The organism is Mucilaginibacter sp. JRF, from assembly GCF_015223065.1.
In the GTDB taxonomy this organism is placed as follows: Bacteria; Bacteroidota; Bacteroidia; order Sphingobacteriales; family Sphingobacteriaceae; genus Mucilaginibacter.
In genome coordinates this window covers 680,451-699,306 of the sequence record NZ_JADFBY010000002.1, presented here as the reverse complement: position 1 = coordinate 699,306, position 18,856 = coordinate 680,451, and the positions used below count along the sequence as shown (strand labels likewise).

12 protein-coding genes are annotated in these 18,856 nt (G+C 47.1%); 3 read left to right on the top strand and 9 right to left on the bottom strand.

What is annotated here, in order from left to right; translation table 11 throughout:
* Nucleotides 1-51: 51 nt before the first annotated feature.
* From IM792_RS08495 to IM792_RS08455, 9 genes are all read right to left on the bottom strand, one after another.
* Nucleotides 52-3,429 carry a ThuA domain-containing protein gene (locus IM792_RS08495; RefSeq protein WP_194101393.1) on the bottom strand — a complete coding sequence of 1,126 codons (3,378 nt, stop codon included), beginning with the start codon at nucleotides 3,427-3,429 and terminating at the stop codon, nucleotides 52-54.
* Nucleotides 3,430-3,467: 38 nt separating this feature from the next.
* The gene (locus tag IM792_RS08490) at nucleotides 3,468-4,367 is read right to left on the bottom strand and encodes a TIM barrel protein (RefSeq protein ID WP_194101392.1); all 900 of its coding nucleotides are present in this window, start codon (nucleotides 4,365-4,367) and stop codon (nucleotides 3,468-3,470) included.
* A 193-nt stretch (nucleotides 4,368-4,560) separates the two neighbouring features.
* On the bottom strand, nucleotides 4,561-5,541 hold the full coding sequence (locus IM792_RS08485; RefSeq protein WP_194101391.1) for an arabinan endo-1,5-alpha-L-arabinosidase: 981 nt from the start codon (nucleotides 5,539-5,541) through the stop codon (nucleotides 4,561-4,563).
* A gap of 4 nt (nucleotides 5,542-5,545) precedes the next feature.
* The gene (locus IM792_RS08480; protein WP_194101390.1) at nucleotides 5,546-7,900 is read right to left on the bottom strand and encodes a glycoside hydrolase family 127 protein; all 2,355 of its coding nucleotides are present in this window, start codon (nucleotides 7,898-7,900) and stop codon (nucleotides 5,546-5,548) included.
* A 6-nt stretch (nucleotides 7,901-7,906) separates the two neighbouring features.
* Nucleotides 7,907-8,902 (bottom strand): glycoside hydrolase family 43 protein, encoded by a 996-nt coding sequence (locus tag IM792_RS08475; protein WP_194101389.1) that lies wholly within the window; start codon nucleotides 8,900-8,902, stop codon nucleotides 7,907-7,909.
* Nucleotides 8,903-8,917: 15 nt separating this feature from the next.
* Nucleotides 8,918-10,555 (bottom strand): alpha-L-fucosidase, encoded by a 1,638-nt coding sequence (locus IM792_RS08470; RefSeq protein WP_228084988.1) that lies wholly within the window; start codon nucleotides 10,553-10,555, stop codon nucleotides 8,918-8,920.
* A gap of 10 nt (nucleotides 10,556-10,565) precedes the next feature.
* Complete coding sequence (locus IM792_RS08465; protein WP_228084987.1) at nucleotides 10,566-12,539, bottom strand: alpha-L-arabinofuranosidase C-terminal domain-containing protein; 1,974 nt, start codon at nucleotides 12,537-12,539, stop codon at nucleotides 10,566-10,568.
* 29 nt (nucleotides 12,540-12,568) lie between these two features.
* Complete coding sequence (locus tag IM792_RS08460) at nucleotides 12,569-14,110, bottom strand: alpha-L-arabinofuranosidase C-terminal domain-containing protein (RefSeq protein ID WP_194101388.1); 1,542 nt, start codon at nucleotides 14,108-14,110, stop codon at nucleotides 12,569-12,571.
* Nucleotides 14,111-14,150: 40 nt separating this feature from the next.
* Complete coding sequence (locus IM792_RS08455; protein WP_228084986.1) at nucleotides 14,151-15,287, bottom strand: aldose epimerase family protein; 1,137 nt, start codon at nucleotides 15,285-15,287, stop codon at nucleotides 14,151-14,153.
* Between the two features lie 312 nt (nucleotides 15,288-15,599).
* On the opposite strand from IM792_RS08455, the gene IM792_RS08450 reads away from it, so the two are divergent.
* The 3 genes from IM792_RS08450 (at nucleotide 15,600) to IM792_RS08440 (ending at nucleotide 18,840) form a co-directional block, all read left to right on the top strand.
* On the top strand, nucleotides 15,600-16,310 hold the full coding sequence (locus tag IM792_RS08450) for an NUDIX domain-containing protein (RefSeq protein WP_194101386.1): 711 nt from the start codon (nucleotides 15,600-15,602) through the stop codon (nucleotides 16,308-16,310).
* 131 nt (nucleotides 16,311-16,441) lie between these two features.
* Nucleotides 16,442-18,142: a ribulokinase gene (locus IM792_RS08445; RefSeq protein WP_194101385.1), complete on the top strand. Its 1,701-nt coding sequence runs from the start codon at nucleotides 16,442-16,444 to the stop codon at nucleotides 18,140-18,142.
* Nucleotides 18,139-18,840 (top strand): L-ribulose-5-phosphate 4-epimerase, encoded by a 702-nt coding sequence (locus IM792_RS08440; protein ID WP_194101384.1) that lies wholly within the window; start codon nucleotides 18,139-18,141, stop codon nucleotides 18,838-18,840. The genes IM792_RS08445 and IM792_RS08440 overlap by 4 nt, the downstream gene beginning before the upstream one ends.
* The last annotated feature ends 16 nt before the right edge of the window (nucleotides 18,841-18,856 follow it).

Sequence of the window (18,856 nt, the reverse complement as noted above, 5' to 3'; positions counted from 1 at the left end):
AAAGGCCTGAGTTTTATCAACTCAGGCCTTTTCGTTTATATGGCGGTCTGTTTATTTACTGCCGAAGTTTATCCAATCCACACTAATTAAGTGTTGGTTTGGTTTGTCCTTTTTAACAAATACAAAGTACAGATCATGGCGGCCTCCCGGGTCGGTTATCGGGGCGCTTAGCTCGGCGTACTTGTTCCACTCACCGGTCGGAGTAAAGTTGAGCGTGCTTATCAGCTGTCCTTTTACCGAACCTACGTGCACTTCAATAGCGCCCGCGCGGTTTAGTGATGAGTAGCGGTAAGTAAGTTCATTGATGCCTTTCAGGTCAATATCCTTAAACACCAGGAATGCCTTGTTATGTACCTCGCCTACCTTTTTGTCCTGAATGCTCATGTTGTAATGCTCATCAGCATCACCAGCCTGAACTTTTGATGGCCTGAAGATAAGGCTTGATCCGCCTGTTAATTTAGGTGCATCAGTAGCGCCTTTATCGGTATAGGCGGCAGAAAGTATATAACGGCCCTCAAACGGATTTTTAAGGTGATCTTTCAGCGTAATGGTACCTTGCGATGGTAGTATCACATCCTCTTTTTGGGTATTCAGCGTCAGTATGTATTTTACTATCTCCTGCGCGTTAGGTTTTGATATTTGCGGGTGAGCGGCCATAGAGTGCTCGCCCCAATTACCGCCACCACCTTTAATAACCTTATCGGCCAGTTTATCAACCGCGCTCTTGTCATTGGCGTAGCGTTTAGCCACCTCAACAAATGACGGCCCTACCGATTTTGCATTCACCTGGTGACAAGCCTTACAATCGCTATTCGCTATCAGCTCCTTACCGTAGTTGTAAGTTGGCGTTAAAGCCTGGTGGCCAATCAACGATTTATTGCTTTGTACCTTGGCAATGTAGTTCAGCACCACACGCACTTGTTTAGGGTCGATGGTTTTATCCTCGCTATCCTTAACATCAACCTTGTATTTTAGGGTTTGCGTTTGAGGGGTAAAGAAGGTGCCGTTTTTATCAGTGCTGATGGCTACCTGCGGCGTAGTATTACCTACCACAACCTTTACGGTATCCATGCTGCTTTTACCTGCATTGTCGGTAACTTTAAGGGTTACATTGTAAGTACCGTTTTTGGTGAAGGTAAAAGTAGGGTTAAGCTCGGTTGAACCTACCTGATCGCCATTAAAACGCCATTCGTAGGTTAGCTTATCCTCATCATCATAGTCAAAGCTTTTTTGATTGAAGGCCACCTTATATGGCGCGATGCCGATGGTATCCTTAACGTCGATCTTAGCGAACGGCGTGCGGTTGCCACCATTGTAGTCGATACGTACCAGGCGGGCATCTACGTTGTCGATACCGTAAACTGAGCCATACTCCAGCATGTAGATAGAACCATCAGGACCGATCTCCATATCAACCGGGCGACGGAAATCGCCATTGGTTTCCATAAAGCGCTCCATGCGTTTAAAGTTATGGTTTTCATCCATACGGATAATAAATACCCAGTTACGCATCCAATCGTACACAAACCAACCCTTATCAAAATACTCAGGCAATTTATTGGCCGATTGAATTTTAGGATCAAAATGAAAAACCGGGCCACCCATAGCACAACGGCCACCCTGCCCCAGCATCGGGAATTCTGAATAAGATGCGTACGGATACCAAACCATAGCGCTGGTTGTTGGCGGCAGATCCTTTAAACCGGTATTGTATGGCGATGTATTTTTAGGCGCTTTAGGGTCAAAGTTATTACCGATCACCTTTGTAGCGAAATCATAATCCTTATATGGTTTGCTGTCGCCAACAAAGTATGGCCAGCCATAGTTACCCGGCTTGCGGGCCTGGTTAAATTCATCATAACCGCGCGGGCCTTGCTTGCCATCATTACCTGCATCCGGGCCAACCTCACCCCAGTAAACGTATGATGTAGCCGTATCAACCGACATACGGTAAGGATTACGGCAGCCCATTACATAAATTTCGGGGCGGGTATTCGCCATACCTTTCGGGAACAGGTTACCCTCGGGGATAGTGTAGGTACCGTCGGCCTCCGGGTGAATACGCAATATTTTTCCGCGCAAATCATTAGTATTACCTGCCGAACGCTCCGCATCAAAAGTGACACGGTTAGGGCGTTTATCTATCGGCGCATAACCTTCTGACTCAAAAGGCACAGTATTATCACCTGTAGAGATGAACAGGTTTTTGTTTCTATCCCAAGCTAATGAACCGCCGGTGTGGGCACTCACTTCCAGCTCGATAGGTATCTCGATCAGTACTTTCTCCGATTTCAGATCCAACACGTTATCCTTGCTGATAGCAAAGCGCGAAATATGTTGCTTGGTTTTACCATCGGCTTGCGCGGTGTTGAAGAAGTACAAGAAGTTGTTTGTAGCGAAATCCGGATCGATGGTCATGCCCAACAAACCGTTCAAATACTCATCAACCGCCTTAACCGGAAATTTGTATACCAGCGTGGTTTTATTGTCTGAAGGGGTGTAAACGTAAAAGTTACCCGCACGCTCAATAAAGAACACGCGACCATCAGGCGCTACAGCCAGTTCCATCGGCTCATTTAAATCGTTTGAAAGCAGGGTTTTGGTGAAGCGGTTATCCTCCGGCTTTTTCTCTGAGTAAGCCTTTGAATAATCGAGCGGGGCATTGCTGCCAATAGCGTATTTAATACCACCTAAAACGTGTTGTAAAAACAGCGGTTCACTATAGCTTTCGTCGGTATGGCCGCCACCGGTGTAAAATGCACGACCGCCATCAAACTCATGGTACCAGGCTATAGGATGCTCGGCACCGTTGGTACCGCCCTCGTAGCTGTCCTCATCCAAATTGGCCAATACTTTCAGATCAGGCTGAATATTTTTATAGTTATACCATTCGTCGGTACGCTCCCAACGTTTTGGCAGTCCTTTGGTTGATATGTGGGTAGTATCCAACACATCAATCGCAGCGGCACGCACATTAGGGTTATTAGGGTGGCTGCTAAAGTAAGCGCCCACCAGTTTATTGTACCAGGGCCAATCGTACTCGGTATCGGCAGCGGCATGTATACCGGCGTAACCACCACCGGCCTCAATATAACGCTCAAATGCCACTTGCTGATCGGCATTTAACACGTTCATGGTAGTGCTCAAAAACACTACGGCGCTGTAGTTTTTCAGGCTATCCTCAACAAAATAATCGGCATTTTTGGTGGTATCAACTATAAAGCCGTTGGTTTTACCCAGTTGTTGCAGGGCGGCAATACCTTTTGGGATAGAGGTATGATACCAGCCCTTGGTTTTGCTGAACACCAATATACGTGGTGTTTTGTTGCTTTTTTGCGGAGATACCGTTTTACAGGCATAAAAAACGGCCGATATACAGCCGGTTATAAGTACTAATGATAATACTTTGTGGTAAACAGTTTTAAACATAAACCCTTGTTTATTATGAATGGCGGTTTGGCCTTTAATTAAACATCGCAAATTTGAACACCCTGCTTTAACGAGGCCAGCTTGTCCGGTCTTTTCGGGATAAACTCCTGGGCTACAAAGCCCTTAAAGCCGGTATCAACAATGGCTTTCATAATGGCCGGGTAGTATAGTTCCTGGCTTTCGTCAATCTCGTTACGGCCGGGTACACCACCGGTATGGTAGTGCGAAAAGTATTTATTGTACTTACGGATGGTAGCAATTACGTCGCCATCCATTATTTGCATGTGGTAAATATCGTACAGTAGCTTAAAGTGTTCTGAACCTACGGCATCGCACAGCGCTGCGCCCCATTTGGTATGGTCGCACATATAATCGTGGTGATCAACCTTACTGTTAAGCAGTTCCATCACCATTACCACCTTATGTTTTTCGGCAATCGGCATCAGGCGTTTAAGGCCAACGGCGCAGTTTTTTAGTCCTTCGGCATCATCCATACCATTACGGTTGCCCGAAAAGCAAATGATCTGCTTAAAACCGGCTGCCGCCACTTTAGGTATCACTTCCTCGTAGCTTTTCACCAGCTCATCGTGCAGTTTGGGGTTGTTAAAACCTTCGGCAATGCCTTTGCCCGCGCCTTGTGTAAGCGCGCAAACCAACCCGTATTTTTTAAGGGTTGGCCATTCTTCGGGCCCGGTCAAATCAATTGATTTAATGCCCATGGCTTTAGCGCCTTTGCAAAGATCCTCTAATGAGATATCGCCATAGCACCAACGGCAAACCGAGTGGTTGATGCGGCCTTTCAGATCATCGCTGAGTAGTGCCTCGGCGGCTGATACGCGGTTCAATAAACTTTGGCCAACAAAGGCTGCTGCTGAGGTGGCTGCCACTTTTTTGATCATATCTCTGCGTGATGAAGAGTTGTGGTTTTCGCTTTTCATTTTTTGAGTAAAGGGTTATATACCTGGTTTAATGGATGGTTTTTAAATGTACAATATAAGGTATAATTGTCAAAACTACTATTTTACCGTTCATATCAAAAAAGAGTGTTAAAATAGGTCAAAATTGTGCAATAAACGGCTAATATTAGGTTGTTAAGCTATTATTAAGCCGCTATTGTAACAGCAAAGATACTTAGTTTGCCAGTTCGGGCCAGCCGCTTTTCCAATGCATTTTTAATATCCTTAATTTCGGCCGGCCATTGTCGCGCGCGTCATACCCGTGAAACACCAAATAATCCGTTCCGTTAAGCCTTGCTACCGCGTTATGCCCGGCACCATACCAGTTACTATCCGGTTTTAATATCAGGCTGCCGCCGCCCTTGCTCATGGCGATGCCCTGCTTATCTACATAAGGGCCTTTTATATTTTTTGATCGCCCTACTATCATCTTATAATTACTTGCCGGGCCTTTGCAGCAATAATCTATCGAGGCAAACAGGTAGTAATATTTATTCTTTTTAAAGATGAATGGTGCCTCAATAGCATTAGCCCCACTTGCCGATGCATCCTTTTTACGGCTGGCTAAGGTGGGTATATTAGTTATATCATCCGCTACACTCAGCCTGCCAGCATTTAGTTTCACCATTTTCAGGCCACCCCAAAAGGAGCCGAACACGAGGTAAGGCGTACCTTTATCATCCGTGATCAGGTTTGGGTCGATAGCGTTCCAGTTGGTTTTGCCGGGATAGGATTGTATAACCCGACCGTGATCTACCCATTTAAAATCAGGGCTATCGGGATGCAGGGTTTTATTGGTAGCCACGCCTATGGCCGATGTATTTTTACCGAATGCCGATACCGAATAATACAGGTAATATAGCCCGTTGTGATATGATATATCGGGCGCCCATATATGCCCCTTAAAGCCGGGGATAGTATCAACCGCCCATTGAGGAGCTTCGGCAAAAACGAGTTTCTCACGCTTCCAATCCACCATATTAACCGACGACCACACCGATATGCCACTGCCCGTGCAGAAGATGTAATACACGCTATCCTGCTTAATAATAACCGGATCGTGAACGGATATATCCTGCTTCAAACCCTGCCCCATCCCCGCGAGGGAGAACATAAGCAAGGCAAGTATAGCAAACGGTTTCGCAAGCAGCTTCATAAGGTTATTTGATAAGCCTTACCTCAAAAACATCCGCTGTTGATGAACCCTGCTGCGCCTGGAATTTCAGCTCAAAAGTCTTTTTATTCTTCACCCCTACCGGGATGGTATACTCGGCGGTGTAAAAGCCTTTACCATCGGCATCGTTAAGCTTTGCAGCAGATATCTTTTCACCATCAATAATTACATCAAAGGCACGGTTATCGGCTTTGCTGTAGGTTACTATTAAGGTTTTTGCTGATGCGTTCGGGTTTTTAAGCATGTAGCTGAACCAAGCTCTTGAAGTACGGAAATGCCTGTCTTTATAAGTACCCGCCCAGGTTTGTTCGCCTTTAAAGGCGTGGTCGTTTTCGGGTTGCTGTTCTCCAGCGGTGAGGCGGTCAACGGTAATGGCATCCAGCTTCAGTTTGGCATCCTCTGCCTTGCGGATGCTATCCTTCATGGTCACCAGTCCGGCCTTATTGGTGTACGGCCAGTACAACATGTAGCGGGTATTGTAAAGGGTATAAAATGGTACCAGCTTCAGGTTTTTATACTGAGGCTGATCGATGCCATCAACCTTAAATTCCAACTTACTTTCGTTAACCGGCTGTACGGCGGCGGCTATATTATCCTTTTCGGCTACTATCAACGGCGCTTCATTCAACGGGCGAAGCGGCCCACCGGCCACGTGCCCCATACGACTATCATCGGCAAACAACCCGGTTTGCCCGGAGGTATCTGTAGCGGCGGCAAGCACTACCGGGCCATGTATGAACGATACCCAATCAGAGCCATCGGGCAGCGCCTCGGCCTTGGTTTGCATGGGTAGTTTTACCCTTACCACATCGCCGGTTTTCCATTTTTGGTTGATGGCTATGTAGCCGTCGGCATTGCGAGTTGCCTTTACCGGTTTATTGTTTACCCAAATCTGCATAGCGCCCACCTGAACCCATGAGGGATAGCGAAGATGCAAGGCGAATGTTTGCGATTTGTTTAACGTGATTTTGATGGTTGATTCATCACTATAAGGCAATCGTGTATTTTGCTCCAGCTTTATGCCTTTATTTGCCCAGTTTAGGATTGATGGAATAAACAGGTTCACAAAAACATCATTTGCACTGTGCGCGTAAATGTACTCGCCGTAACGACCATGATTTTCCAGCCCGCTACCCACACAGCACCAAAAGCTTTGCTGCGCACTTGAATAAACCCTGTAATGCTGCGGCCTTATCGGCGTAAAGTAAACAAAGCCGCCATCAGGGTTTTGTGAGGATAGGATATGATTATATAACGTACGCTCATAATAATCCATATACGCTGCCGAGGGCTTTGACAAAAACAAATGCCCCGTAAGCTTTAGCATGTTATACGAGTTACAGGTTTCGGGCCCCTCGCGGGTTTCTATCATCCCCGAAAAATCATTCACCGGGTTAAAGTGTTCGCTCACGCTGTTACCACCTATGGATATGGTACGATGATCTACCACATTATGCCAAAAATAATCAGCCGCGCCTGCCCAGGCCTTATCATGTGCCAGTTCGGCCACACGCATGTAGCCTATCACTTTAGGTATTTGCGTATTGGCATGTACCCCGGTAAGCGAATCCTGGTGGTGCAGCAGCGGGTTCAATATTTTTTTGTGCGAGAACTTGCGGGCCAACTCCAGGTATTTTTTATCGCCGCTTATGGCGGCAACATCAGCAAATACCTCGTTCATGCCGCCGTGTTCGCTGGTAAGCATGCGTTGTATCTGCGCGTCGCTTAGCTTTGAGGTAAGCCGGTAAGCCCAATCGGCATATTTTAACAATATGGTTTTAGCCTGCTGATTACCGCCAACTTTGTAAGCATCAATCAACCCGGCAAAAGTTTTATGTATATTGTATAGCGGCACCCATTTTTTATTGAGCGAAAAGTTATCGGCCTGAATATCTCCTGCCCCAACCTGTGCCCACATGGTTTTACCGCCGGACACACCGCCAATATAGCCGTCGCCATCTTTTTGCTGGCATAGTGCAAGCTGGGTTATCATGTAATTCAACCTGTCTTTCACCTGCTTATCGCCGGTTGAGGCATACATATAAGCCAGTGCCGAAAGGTAATGCCCGCCTATGTGCCCATCGAGCCCGGTATCTTCCCAATTGGTATAGCTTTTGGCTTTGGGTGTAAGCCCTGCTTCGCGCAGGTATGGGGCTAATAACCGGTCGGCATCCAGTTCCAATATATATTTCAGATCCGTTTGCTGTGCCGACATGAACGGCCCCGGCAACAGGCGCACCTGCGATACCGGGAAAGCCTGTAAGCCCTGAGCTGTAACCTCTCCGCAGGATAAGGCTAAACTCCCGGCCACTATCAGCATATACCACAAACGCTTCCTCATAAAATATTACTTAGCAGGCTTAATGCCCTCAGTGGTCATGATAATTTTTTTGATGGTGCCATCGGCATTGTAATACAACTGATCGATACAAACCGAACGCCTGTAACTGCCGCCATTGGTTGGCAACGAACCGTTGTGATAAATAAAATATGATTTGCCCTTAAAATCAATAATAGCCTGATGGTTGGTATTTGAATTGCCTGCCACCTCGTTTATAATACCCTTAAACTCCCAGGGGCCATTAATGCTTTTACTCATGGCATAGGCTATTTTTTCGGGGAATTGATAGGCGTACGACAGGTAGTACCAGCCTTTGCGCTTGTGTATCCAGGGTGCTTCGGTAAAGTTTGGCAGGCCGGTTATGGCTTGTATTGGGCCGTCGAGTTCCGTCATGTTGGCTTTCAGCTTGGCATAATAGCAAACTGTGTTGCCCCAAAACAGGTAGGCCTGCCCATCGTCATCAATAATTACCGATGGATCGATATCATCCCAGCTGATGCCGGTCTGCTTGGTCATATCATTAGTGATCAGCGCCGAACTACGTGCATCCTTAAATGGCCCTGTCGGACTGTCGGACACGGCAACACCTATGGCCTTACCATGAATAGTACCATGCTCAACCGCAACGTACCAGTAAAACTTACCGTTACGCTCAATTACCTGCGATGCCCAGGCATCATCCCTGGCCCACTTAAACTCCTTTACATTCAGTGGCGATGGATGCTCTTTCCAGGTCACCATATCGGCCGATGAATAGCAAAGCCACTCGTGCATTTCGTAAAAATTCTTTTCAAGCGGCGGCACATCATGGCCGGTATACAGGTAAACGCTATCCTTATACACAAAAGCAGCCGGATCGGCAGTGTATTTATTTTTGATGATGGGATTCCTCGCCAGGGTATCGGGCACTCCTTTACCTTTTTTAGCCGCCTGACCAAAGACAGTTAGCTGACCAAAGGCCAAAGCCACCAATACTGATACCTTTAAAAATTTGATATTCATTTATTTAAATACTTATTAAACAGCTCCGGTTATTTTTAAAACATAGGCATCGTTACATGGCTTCTCGGCAGGCAGCTCAACGCTCAGCCCATCCGTAGTTTGCTGAAAGGTTAACTTAGCGCTATTGCCCAGCAATAGCACATTGGTAACCTTGCCCGCGTTACCCATTGTTTTTATAAAGCTTTTGTTGTTAGCAGGCCAATCCAATAGCGTAGCATAAACGATATCGCCTTTGGTGGTAAAACGGATATCTTCGGCGGTGTATGGTTTATTTTTACCCTCGTTAAAACCCTGCGCGGCCAACGGCGCGGCAGATGCCATGGCGGGCCCTTCGCCGTATACCTTCCAGGGGCGGGTACCGTAAATACATTCGCTGTTCACCTTCATCCAGGCGGTGATGCCATCAACTACGGCGCGTTCCTTTTCGTCCATACTACCATCGCCCCTAAGCGGAACGTTGAGTAGCAGGTTACCGTTTTTGCTCACCACATCAACCAGTGTATGGATAACCGTTTTGGGCGTTTTATAGCCATTACCATCATACACCCGCCTGTCATAATGCCACTGGCCTATGCAGGTATCGGTTTGCCACGGGAATGATTCTATCTTGTTGCTTTGCCCGCGTTCAATATCCCATATCATGCACTTGCGCTGCTGCTCATCCAGTATCTTACCGAAAACAGCCGCGCGGTTTTTTCCATACTTTTTAAGGCTTTTGTTGTACAGATAAGCTGTTACCTGCAAGCCCACATCACTTACGGGCCATAGCGGCAGGGCGGTATCATCAAAGTACATCAGCTCCGGGTCGTACTGATCTATCAGGTCTATCATCCGCTTATAAAACGTATCGCAATAAGCTTTTGATGGTGGATAGGCGCCATTTTGCCAATCCCATTGCCCGTGTATGGAGCCACCGTCTAAACTATTCTTGCTTAAAGGGTGGTTCTGGGCATACAATTCCTGCGGATCTAAGCCGTCCCACCATTTTCCTTTACCATCAGCAATGGTGGCTTTACCGTCATAAGGCACACCGGCGTAGGGGCCATTTTTATCTGAACGTTGGGCTACCTCGAGCCAGCGCCAGGCATGAGCGGCATGTACGCTCACCCCAAATGGTAAGCCCTGCCTTTTAGCGGCATTGGCCCAACCCTTAAGCAGATCCTTTTCGGGGCCGATGCGTGTTGAATTCCAGCGCTGGTGCTTGCTGTTGTACAGATCAAAGTTATCGTGATGGTTGGCTAAGGCGATGAAGTATTTCGCGCCAGCATTCTTGTACAGTTCTAGCGTTTCCTCGGGATTCCAGCGCTCGGCTTTCCACTCGTTTATAACATCCTTAAAGCCAAATTTAGATGGGTGGCCGTATTTTTGGCAATGGTATTTATACTGATCACTCCCCTCCTCATACATACCACGGGCATACCAATCGCCATACTCGGGCTGACATTGCGGGCCCCAGTGCGCCCATATACCAAACTTGGCATCGCGAAACCAATCGGGCACCTGGTATTGCTCCAGCGAAGCCCAGGTTGGCTTGAACTTATCGGCCATGCTATCGCCCTGTAACGACAATAACTTGCCCGCTTTTGATCTTGATATATATAGAGCAGACAAACCCGTCAACCCTGTTTTTAATAACGATCTTCTGTTCATCATGATATATTTTCTACTTCATTTTGAGTTTGATCACTTTAAACGAGTATGGCTCGGCATCAATAACCAAACTACTGCCTGCAACAGTCAGGCTACCCTCCTTCGGCGCTATCAGTTGCGGTTGCTCCAGCGAGTTTACCACATCGGGCTTGTCGCTGGTTAAGGTGGTTACCCAAGCCTTGCTTTGGTAGCTGCTTAAACCCTTAATATCTAAACTTGCCTTATGGCTTTGGCCTGATACGTTTACCAATTTTATCAGCAACTCCTTAGTGTTTTTATTGATGGTAGCATTGGCGTAAATACCCTCCTGCCCCGCTATAGGTTGGCCGCCAAGCAGTATAGGCACCACGTTGGTACCCTTGTTTAGCGAGTACAGCTTTTGCACATAATAGTTAGGTGTGCCGTAGTGTTCCAGGTTATCAAACCATATCAAATCGGGTGCCCACTGCCAGGCATCCACATGGGCAAACAATGGCGCGTACGAGGCCATGTTCACTACATCGGCATTACGTTCAAGGCCGGTCATGAAAGCGGCTTCGGCCAACGCGGCTTCCAGGTTGTTCTTTTTCAGCGCATCGTTAACGCCCGGTACGTGGGCGGCATATTCGCCCGCGAATATTTTAGGACCATTACGGTCGTAACTATCATAACGCTTGGCATTATCCCTAAACCATTGCGGCGGGCGGTAGTAATGCTCATCCAGTATATCGGCCTTTAAACCACGAAAAGCGGTGTTCAGCGTATCAAACCTTGCCCCATCAGGATCGGTACCGGTACTGGTCACGATCTTTACCTGCGGGTATTTCTTTTTTATAGCATCGCGAAACAGCGTCCAGCGTTCAACATAGTTAGGGCCCCAGTTTTCGTTACCCACGCCCAGCATCTTCAAATTAAATTTAGCCGGATGCCCCAGGCTGATACGCAGTTTACCCCATTTGGTGCTGGCATCGCCATTGGCAAACTCGATCAGGTCGAGCGCGTCCTGCACGTAAGGGTCTATCTGGTCTACCGGTACCAGCTCGCCGCTGTTGAACTGGCAAGCCATACCGCAATTAAGTATCGGTAATGGCTCGGCACCAATATCCTCAGCCAGCATAAAATACTCCATAAAACCTAAACCAAACGACTGGAAATAATCGGGTGTTGAGCGGTGCTTGAACTCGGTATTCCAACGGTTAATAATGGTTTCGCGTTTATCAACATCGCCAATGGTTTTTTTCCATTGATAACGATTAACCAAGTATCTGCCCTCAACAATACATCCACCCGGAAAGCGGATAAAGCCGGGTTTCATATCGGCCAGCATCTGTACCAGATCGGCACGCAGGCCGTTGGCTCTGTTTTTCCAGGTATGCTGCGGGAACAGCGAAATCATATCCAGATCGATATTACCCTTGCCCTTCAGCGTGATATAAAGACTCCCCTTTGCCGCCTGTGCCGAGGCTGCAAAGCTTACATTAAACTTTTTCCATTGGGTTGATCTGGGTTGTACAATGGCACTGCCTATTGCCCTCCCGGATTCGTCACGCAGCTCAATTTGCAGACTGATGTTGCTGCCTGCCGCCTGTTTGGCTATCACCGAAAAGTTATAACCCTCGCCCTTACGGATGCCCATGCCACGGAAACCCTCGTTAGCCAGGCCAATACCCTGTGCTGATGGTACCGTCACATTAATATAATGCGGATTATCCGGTCTTTCGGCCTTGCGGTCAACCACCTTTACGGCGGTGCTGTCGCCGGTAATTTTCCAGCCCATCAGCGACTTATCAAACTCGAACGAGCGGTTTTTTACCAGTTCGGCATACAAACCGCCATCGGCACCCATATTAATATCTTCAAAAAACACACCGTACATGGTAGGTTGTATGGTTGCTTTCAGTTGTGTAGGATCAATCGTGTAAACAGCGCTGGTTTGGGCAAACGCGCTTACCGATAAGCACATCGCGCCTGCGGCCAACGCTATTTTACCTGTTTTAAAATTCATCATTAGCTATTAAACTTTATACTGATTCAATTTTATTTTTTAAGCTCTAAAACCACTATTGATATAGCCGGAAGTTTCACCTTTAACTTACCCGCCTTTACAGAGGCATCCTTAAACGCCACAGGTTTTAACTTATCGGGCACCTCGAACGTGTTATGATCCTGTAATGATTTTGAGGTGAGTATTCTGCCTGTTACCCCTTTAAAGGCTGAGCCTTCAAGATTAATATCAATATCCTGCGCGTTCTTTGGGTCGATGTTGGTTAGGGTGATGTGTGTTACGCCTGCCTTATCAACCGATGCCGAAACGGATACGGCAGGTAGCTTTTCGTTACCGAACACGTAATCCTTAGTGCTTACCTCTACCGGCAACAGCGTAGCATCTTGGTGCACGTTATACATCTCCATAATATGGTAGGTTGGCGTAAGTATCATCTTTTCCTTATCGGTTAATATCACGGCCTGCAAAACGTTGATGGCTTGCGCCAGGTTGGCCATGCGTACCCTATCGGCATGGTTGTTAAATATATTGAGTGTAACACCGGCTATCAAGGCATCGCGCATGGTATTTTGCTGGTACAGGAAACCCGGGTTGGTGCCGTCTTCAACATCGTACCAGCCGCCCCACTCGTCAACCACCAGGGCTATCTTTTTCTGCGGATCGTACTTATCCATTATGGCCGAGTGTTTGGTAACCAGTTCTTCCATAAACAGGGCACTTTTCATGGTGCGGAAGTACTGATCATCAGTAAATTTTACGGCCGGACCCTTTTTATTCCATTCAATAACCGAGTAATGGTGCAGTGCCACGCCCTCCATTAAATGGCTGGGAATGTTCTTCATCAGTGTTTCCGTCCAGTGATAATCGGCCGAGTTAGCGCCCGATGCTATGCGGAACAGCTTATCACCCGTCATGAAGGTTGAATATTTACGAAACTCGTTCGAGTAGTATTCCGGCGTCATGTTACCACCGCAGCCCCAGGCCTCGTTACCTACCCCCCAAAAGCGTACGCTCCAGGGTTTATCACGCCCGTTCTCGCGGCGCAGATCGGCCATCGGGTTTTTATTGTCTGAGCCTACGTATTGTACCCAGTCGGCCAGTTCCTGTACGGTGCCGCTGCCAATGTTACCGGCCAGGTAGGGGTCGGTACCCAGCAATTCGCACATATTTAAAAAGTCGTGCGTACCAAAGCTGTTGTCCTCGGTAACGCCGCCCCACCATTTATTTACAAGGGCCGGTCGTTTATCCTTTGGGCCAATGCCGTCTTTCCAGTGATAGGTATCGGCAAAGCAGCCACCCGGCCAGCGCAGCGATGGTATCTTCATTTTTTTAAGCGCGGCCACAATATCATTACGCACACCATTGGTGTTGGGTATTTTTGAGGTATCGCCCACGTAAAAGCCGCCGTAAACACAACGGCCCAAATGCTCGGCAAAGTGGCTGTAAATGTATTTACTGATGGTGGTTTTATCCTTTGCAGCATGCACGGTAATGGTATTTTGCTGCTGGGCATAACTGCTGCCGCTTATCAGCAACAGCAGTAACACCTTTGCCGGTTTACCAAATAAGTTCATAATTCAGGTTTATTTAATGGTTATAAGTTGGTTGGATTGGTTACTTGGCTACTAAGAATTTGTAGGTAGTATAGGTTTTATACTCCTGCCCCGCCTTTAAGGTAGTGGTAGGGAACGTTGGCTGGTTCGGCGAATCCGGAAAGTGCTGTGTTTCCAAACACAATGCTGAGCGATGCTTGTAAGCAATACCGCCTTTACCATCCTGATCGGCACCGTTTAAAAAGTTACCGCTGTAAAACTGTACACCCGGCTCGGTAGTATAAACCTCCATGCTGATGCCCGTTTCCGGGCTGGATACGGTGGCTACCGGTTTTTCAAAATCGTGCTGGTTAAGTACAAAGTTATGGTCGTACCCTTTGCCGTATTTCAATTGCTGATCGTCAGCATCAATATCATGCCCAATCACTTTTGCCGAAGTAAAATCAAACGGTGTGCCTTTTACCGGTTGTAGTTTACCGGTTGGTATCAGCGTGCTATCAACCGGGGTAAAGCGGTCGGCAGCTATGTATAACTGGTGGTTGGTAATTTCGGCACCGTTATGCCCGTTCAGGTTAAAGTAGGCGTGGTTGGTAAGGTTGATAACGGTAGCCTTATCGGTAGTTGCCTTGTAGGCTATCTTAAGTTCATTTTCATCAGTTAGTTCGTAAGTAACATCAACGGTAAGCGTACCGGGATAGCCGCCCTCACCATCTTTTGATACATAGCTTAGTTCGAGCGTTTTATTATCAGCTTTTTTAACATCCCAAACCCGGGCGAAAAAGCCTTTAAAGCCACCATGCAAGGTATTCACGCCATCATTAATATCCAGTTGATATGGCTTACCATCAAGCGTAAATTTACCTTTAGCTATGCGGTTGCCATAACGACCTATCAACGCGCCAAAATATGGCTCGCCCTTTTTTTGATAGCTCTTTAACGAGTCGTAACCCAAAACCACGTCGGTCAGTTTCCCTTCACGGTCGGGCACGCAAAGGCTAACTATCCGGCCACCATAATTGGTGATGGCTACTTTGGCGCCATTGCTGTTTTTTAGGGTATAAAGGCTCACGGCTTTACCGTCAACATTGCCTTTAATATCAAAGGTCGCGCTATCGGTACGGGTGGTATCGGTGTTGTCGGTTTGTTGTTTTGCAGGGCCTCCGCAGGCGGTAATGGCTGTGGCTATCACTAAGGTCATAATTATCTGTATAGATGTATTCTTCATAAAAACGGACAATAAACAGGTTATAAGTTTTATAATTGGAGCGGTACCGCATGGGTTGGTCGGCCGCCCAAGCAGTGCTTCGAAAGTATAAATAAAAATTTAATTGTTATAAAAACACTTAAAAAAATTTAAATTTATCGCATGTAAACCTGATGAGGGCATGACAAACATTATTGCTAAAACGAACTTTTAGTACAAAAGCCCGGCCTCTTAAACATTTTTATTTTTTATAGTTCGATTAATTACATTTGCGGTTAGCTTAAAGCCCTTTTATACCAATTAAATATGCAGAAATATTCAAAACAGACCCGTTTGCTACTCGCGGTAGATTGTATTGTTTTCGGTTTTGACGGTGAAGCTTTGAAGATATTGCTGATAAAAAGAGGCTTTCAGCCCGAAAAAGGCAACTGGAGTTTAATGGGCGGCTTTGTGCAGCCCGACGAAAGTTTAGACCAGGCATCAAACCGCATACTAAAGGAGCTTACCGGCCTTGAAGGGGTTTACCTTGAACAACTGCATACCTTTGGCGACCCGCAGCGCGACCCGATTGAGCGCACAGTATCAGTAGCTTATTTTGCCCTGATTGATATTAATAAGTACGAAAAGCAGATAAATGACGATTATCATGCCGAGTGGTTCACGCTTAAACGCACCCCCAAAGTGATATTCGATCAGCAGGAAATGGTGGAGATGGCTAAGAAACGCATCAGGTATAAAGCCGCTATGCACCCTATATTATTTGAGCTTTTGCCATCAAAATTCACCATTCCGCAATTGCAAAACCTGTACGAGAATGTGTTTAACACCTCTATTGATAAACGCAACTTTAGTAAAAGGGTGTTGGCTACAGGTTTACTTATTAAGCTTAACGAAAAGGATAAGGCAGGTTCAAAACGCGGCGCATATTACTACCAGCTAAATATGCACAACTACTATTCTAAATTCCAGGCGTTTATGAACTTCATACCTAACCCCGACAGCATTTCGGCATCCTGATACAATTTAGCGCGCAGGCATTTCGTTTTTGATTAAATAATCCCCTAATGCAGAATTTTAAAAAAAAGTTCTGCAAAATTTTTATTTATCAAAATTTAAGTGTTAATTCGACACTAATTATAAATCTAATCATGAGTAATAAAGCATACGTGATCGGGGTCGACTATGGGTCAGACTCTGTACGCTCGGTTATTGTTGATGCCGCCAACGGGCAGGAAATAGCCTCATCGGTATATAATTACCCGCGCTGGCAAAAAGGCCTGTACTGCAACGCCGCCGAAAACCAATTTCGCCAGCACCCGCTCGATTATATTGAGGGTTTGGAAACCACCATTAAGGATTGTTTGCAGCAGGCCGGTGCCGATATTGCCGCCAATGTAAAAGGTATATCAGTTGATACCACGGGTTCAACCCCGGTAGCGGTTGATGCCACCGGCCATCCGCTGGCCTTACTCCCCGAGTTTAAGGAGAACCCCAACGCCATGTTTGTTTTATGGAAAGACCATACCGCTGTTGACGAAGCAGCCGAAATAAACGAGCATGCTACAAAATTCGATACCAACTATCTTAAATATGTAGGAGGCATCTACTCGTCCGAGTGGTTTTGGGCCAAGCTGCTGCACGTTATCCGTACGGATGAGGAGGTGAACAGTGCCCTGCACTCGTGGGTTGAGCATTGCGATTGGATTCCGTTTTTGCTTACCGGCGGTAATGATGTTAAGCAGATAAAACGCAGCCGTTGCGCCGCGGGCCATAAAGCCCTTTGGGCTGAGGAATTTGACGGCCTGCCGCCTGATGATTTCTTTTCATCCCTTGATCCCTTGCTGACCGGCATTACAGGGAAGCTTTTTGCAGACACCTATACATCCGACGTTGCCGCCGGAACATTGAGTACCGATTGGGCCGAAAGGTTAGGCCTGCCAACCGATGTGGTGGTTGGCGTTGGCGCTTTCGACGCGCACATGGGTGCCGTGGGTGGGCAAATTGAACCTTACTACTTAAGCAAAGTAATGGGTACCTCAACCTGCGATATGATGGTGGTACCCACTGCCGATATTGAAGGCAAAACCGTACGCGGTATTTGCGGGCAGGTAAATGGCTCGGTAATACCCGGCATGATCGGCCTCGAAGCCGGGCAATCTGCCTTTGGCGATACCTATGCCTGGTTTAAAAACCTGTTGAGCTGGCCGCTGAATAACCTGCTGGCAAACTCAAAAGTGATCGACGAGGCTACCGCCGAAAAACTGAAGGAAGAAATAGCCGACCAGATCATCCCCGAACTAAGTCGCCAGGCAGCCTTACTACCTATTGAAAATGACAGCGAACTGGCTATCGACTGGTTTAACGGTCGCCGTACACCTGATGCCAACCAGTTGCTTACCGGCACCATAGCCGGGTTAAGTTTAGGTAGCGATGCACCCCGTGTTTTCCGCGCGCTGGCCGAGGCTACCTGCTTTGGCGCGAAAAGTATTGTTGACCGTTTTATTGAGGAAGGTATCCCGGTTAAGGGTATCATCGGTATAGGTGGTGTGGCTAAAAAATCACCGTTCGTTATGCAAATGATGGCCGATATTTTGGGTATGCCTATCCGTATCCATCAGTTTAAACATACCTGTGCGCTGGGCGCGGCCATGTTTGCCACGGTAATTTCGGGTATCTACCCTACTACCGAGGAAGCGATGGAGGCTATGGGGCGTGGTTTTGATGTGGAGTACACGCCAAACCCTGACAATGCCGCCGTTTATGCCGACCGCTATCAGCAATATAAAACCCTGGGTGCCGACATTGCCAAACAGATAACCGATAAAGAAAAAACCACCGTAACGGCATGAGCAAAAAATATAACGATATAAGGGAAAGCGCTTACGAGGCCAACATGCAACTACCCAAATTAGGGCTGGTGCTGTTCACCTTTGGCAACGTTAGCGCCGCCGACCGCAACGAGGGCGTATTTGCCATAAAGCCCAGCGGCGTACCTTACGAAAAGCTATCGCCAAAAAAAATGGTGATAGTAGATTTTGACGGTAATACTATTGAGGGCGATCTGAGGCCATCGTCGGACACTAAAACGCACGCTGTTTTATACAAACATTGGGAGAACATTAACGGCATAGTGCATACCCACTCAACCTACGCCACCGCCTGGGCGCAAACCCAGCGCGATATACCCATTTACGGTACCACCCATGCCGATCATCTAACGGTTGATGTGCCTTGCGCCCCGCCAATGGATGATGATATGATAAAGGGAGATTATGAGCATGAAACCGGTTTCCAGATCATGAACTGCTTTAAGGAGAAAGGCCTGAGTTACGAGGATGTGGAGATGATACTGGTAGGCAACCACGCCCCCTTTACCTGGGGCAAAACGCCCGATAAGGCGGTATACAATAGCGCCGTGCTTGAAAGCGTAGCCCAAATGGCATACCTCACCGAGCAGATAAAGCCGCTTACCCCCCGCATGAAAGATGCCCTTATACAAAAACACTTTGAACGCAAACACGGCCCAAACTCATACTACGGCCAATAACCTAAAGCCCCCTACT

Excerpts from the sequence above, each read along its gene's own strand:
- IM792_RS08495 (WP_194101393.1), bottom strand. The coding sequence starts at position 3,429 with ATGTTTAAAACTGTTTACCACAAAGTATTATCATTAGTACTTATAACC.
- IM792_RS08490 (WP_194101392.1), bottom strand. The coding sequence starts at position 4,367 with ATGAAAAGCGAAAACCACAACTCTTCATCACGCAGAGATATGATCAAA.
- IM792_RS08485 (WP_194101391.1), bottom strand. The coding sequence starts at position 5,541 with ATGAAGCTGCTTGCGAAACCGTTTGCTATACTTGCCTTGCTTATGTTC.
- IM792_RS08480 (WP_194101390.1), bottom strand. The coding sequence starts at position 7,900 with ATGAGGAAGCGTTTGTGGTATATGCTGATAGTGGCCGGGAGTTTAGCC.
- IM792_RS08475 (WP_194101389.1), bottom strand. The coding sequence starts at position 8,902 with ATGAATATCAAATTTTTAAAGGTATCAGTATTGGTGGCTTTGGCCTTT.
- IM792_RS08470 (WP_228084988.1), bottom strand. The coding sequence starts at position 10,555 with ATGATGAACAGAAGATCGTTATTAAAAACAGGGTTGACGGGTTTGTCT.
- IM792_RS08465 (WP_228084987.1), bottom strand. The coding sequence starts at position 12,539 with ATGATGAATTTTAAAACAGGTAAAATAGCGTTGGCCGCAGGCGCGATG.
- IM792_RS08460 (WP_194101388.1), bottom strand. The coding sequence starts at position 14,110 with ATGAACTTATTTGGTAAACCGGCAAAGGTGTTACTGCTGTTGCTGATA.
- IM792_RS08455 (WP_228084986.1), bottom strand. The coding sequence starts at position 15,287 with ATGACCTTAGTGATAGCCACAGCCATTACCGCCTGCGGAGGCCCTGCA.
- IM792_RS08450 (WP_194101386.1), top strand. The coding sequence starts at position 15,600 with ATGCAGAAATATTCAAAACAGACCCGTTTGCTACTCGCGGTAGATTGT.
- IM792_RS08445 (WP_194101385.1), top strand. The coding sequence starts at position 16,442 with ATGAGTAATAAAGCATACGTGATCGGGGTCGACTATGGGTCAGACTCT.
- IM792_RS08440 (WP_194101384.1), top strand. The coding sequence starts at position 18,139 with ATGAGCAAAAAATATAACGATATAAGGGAAAGCGCTTACGAGGCCAAC.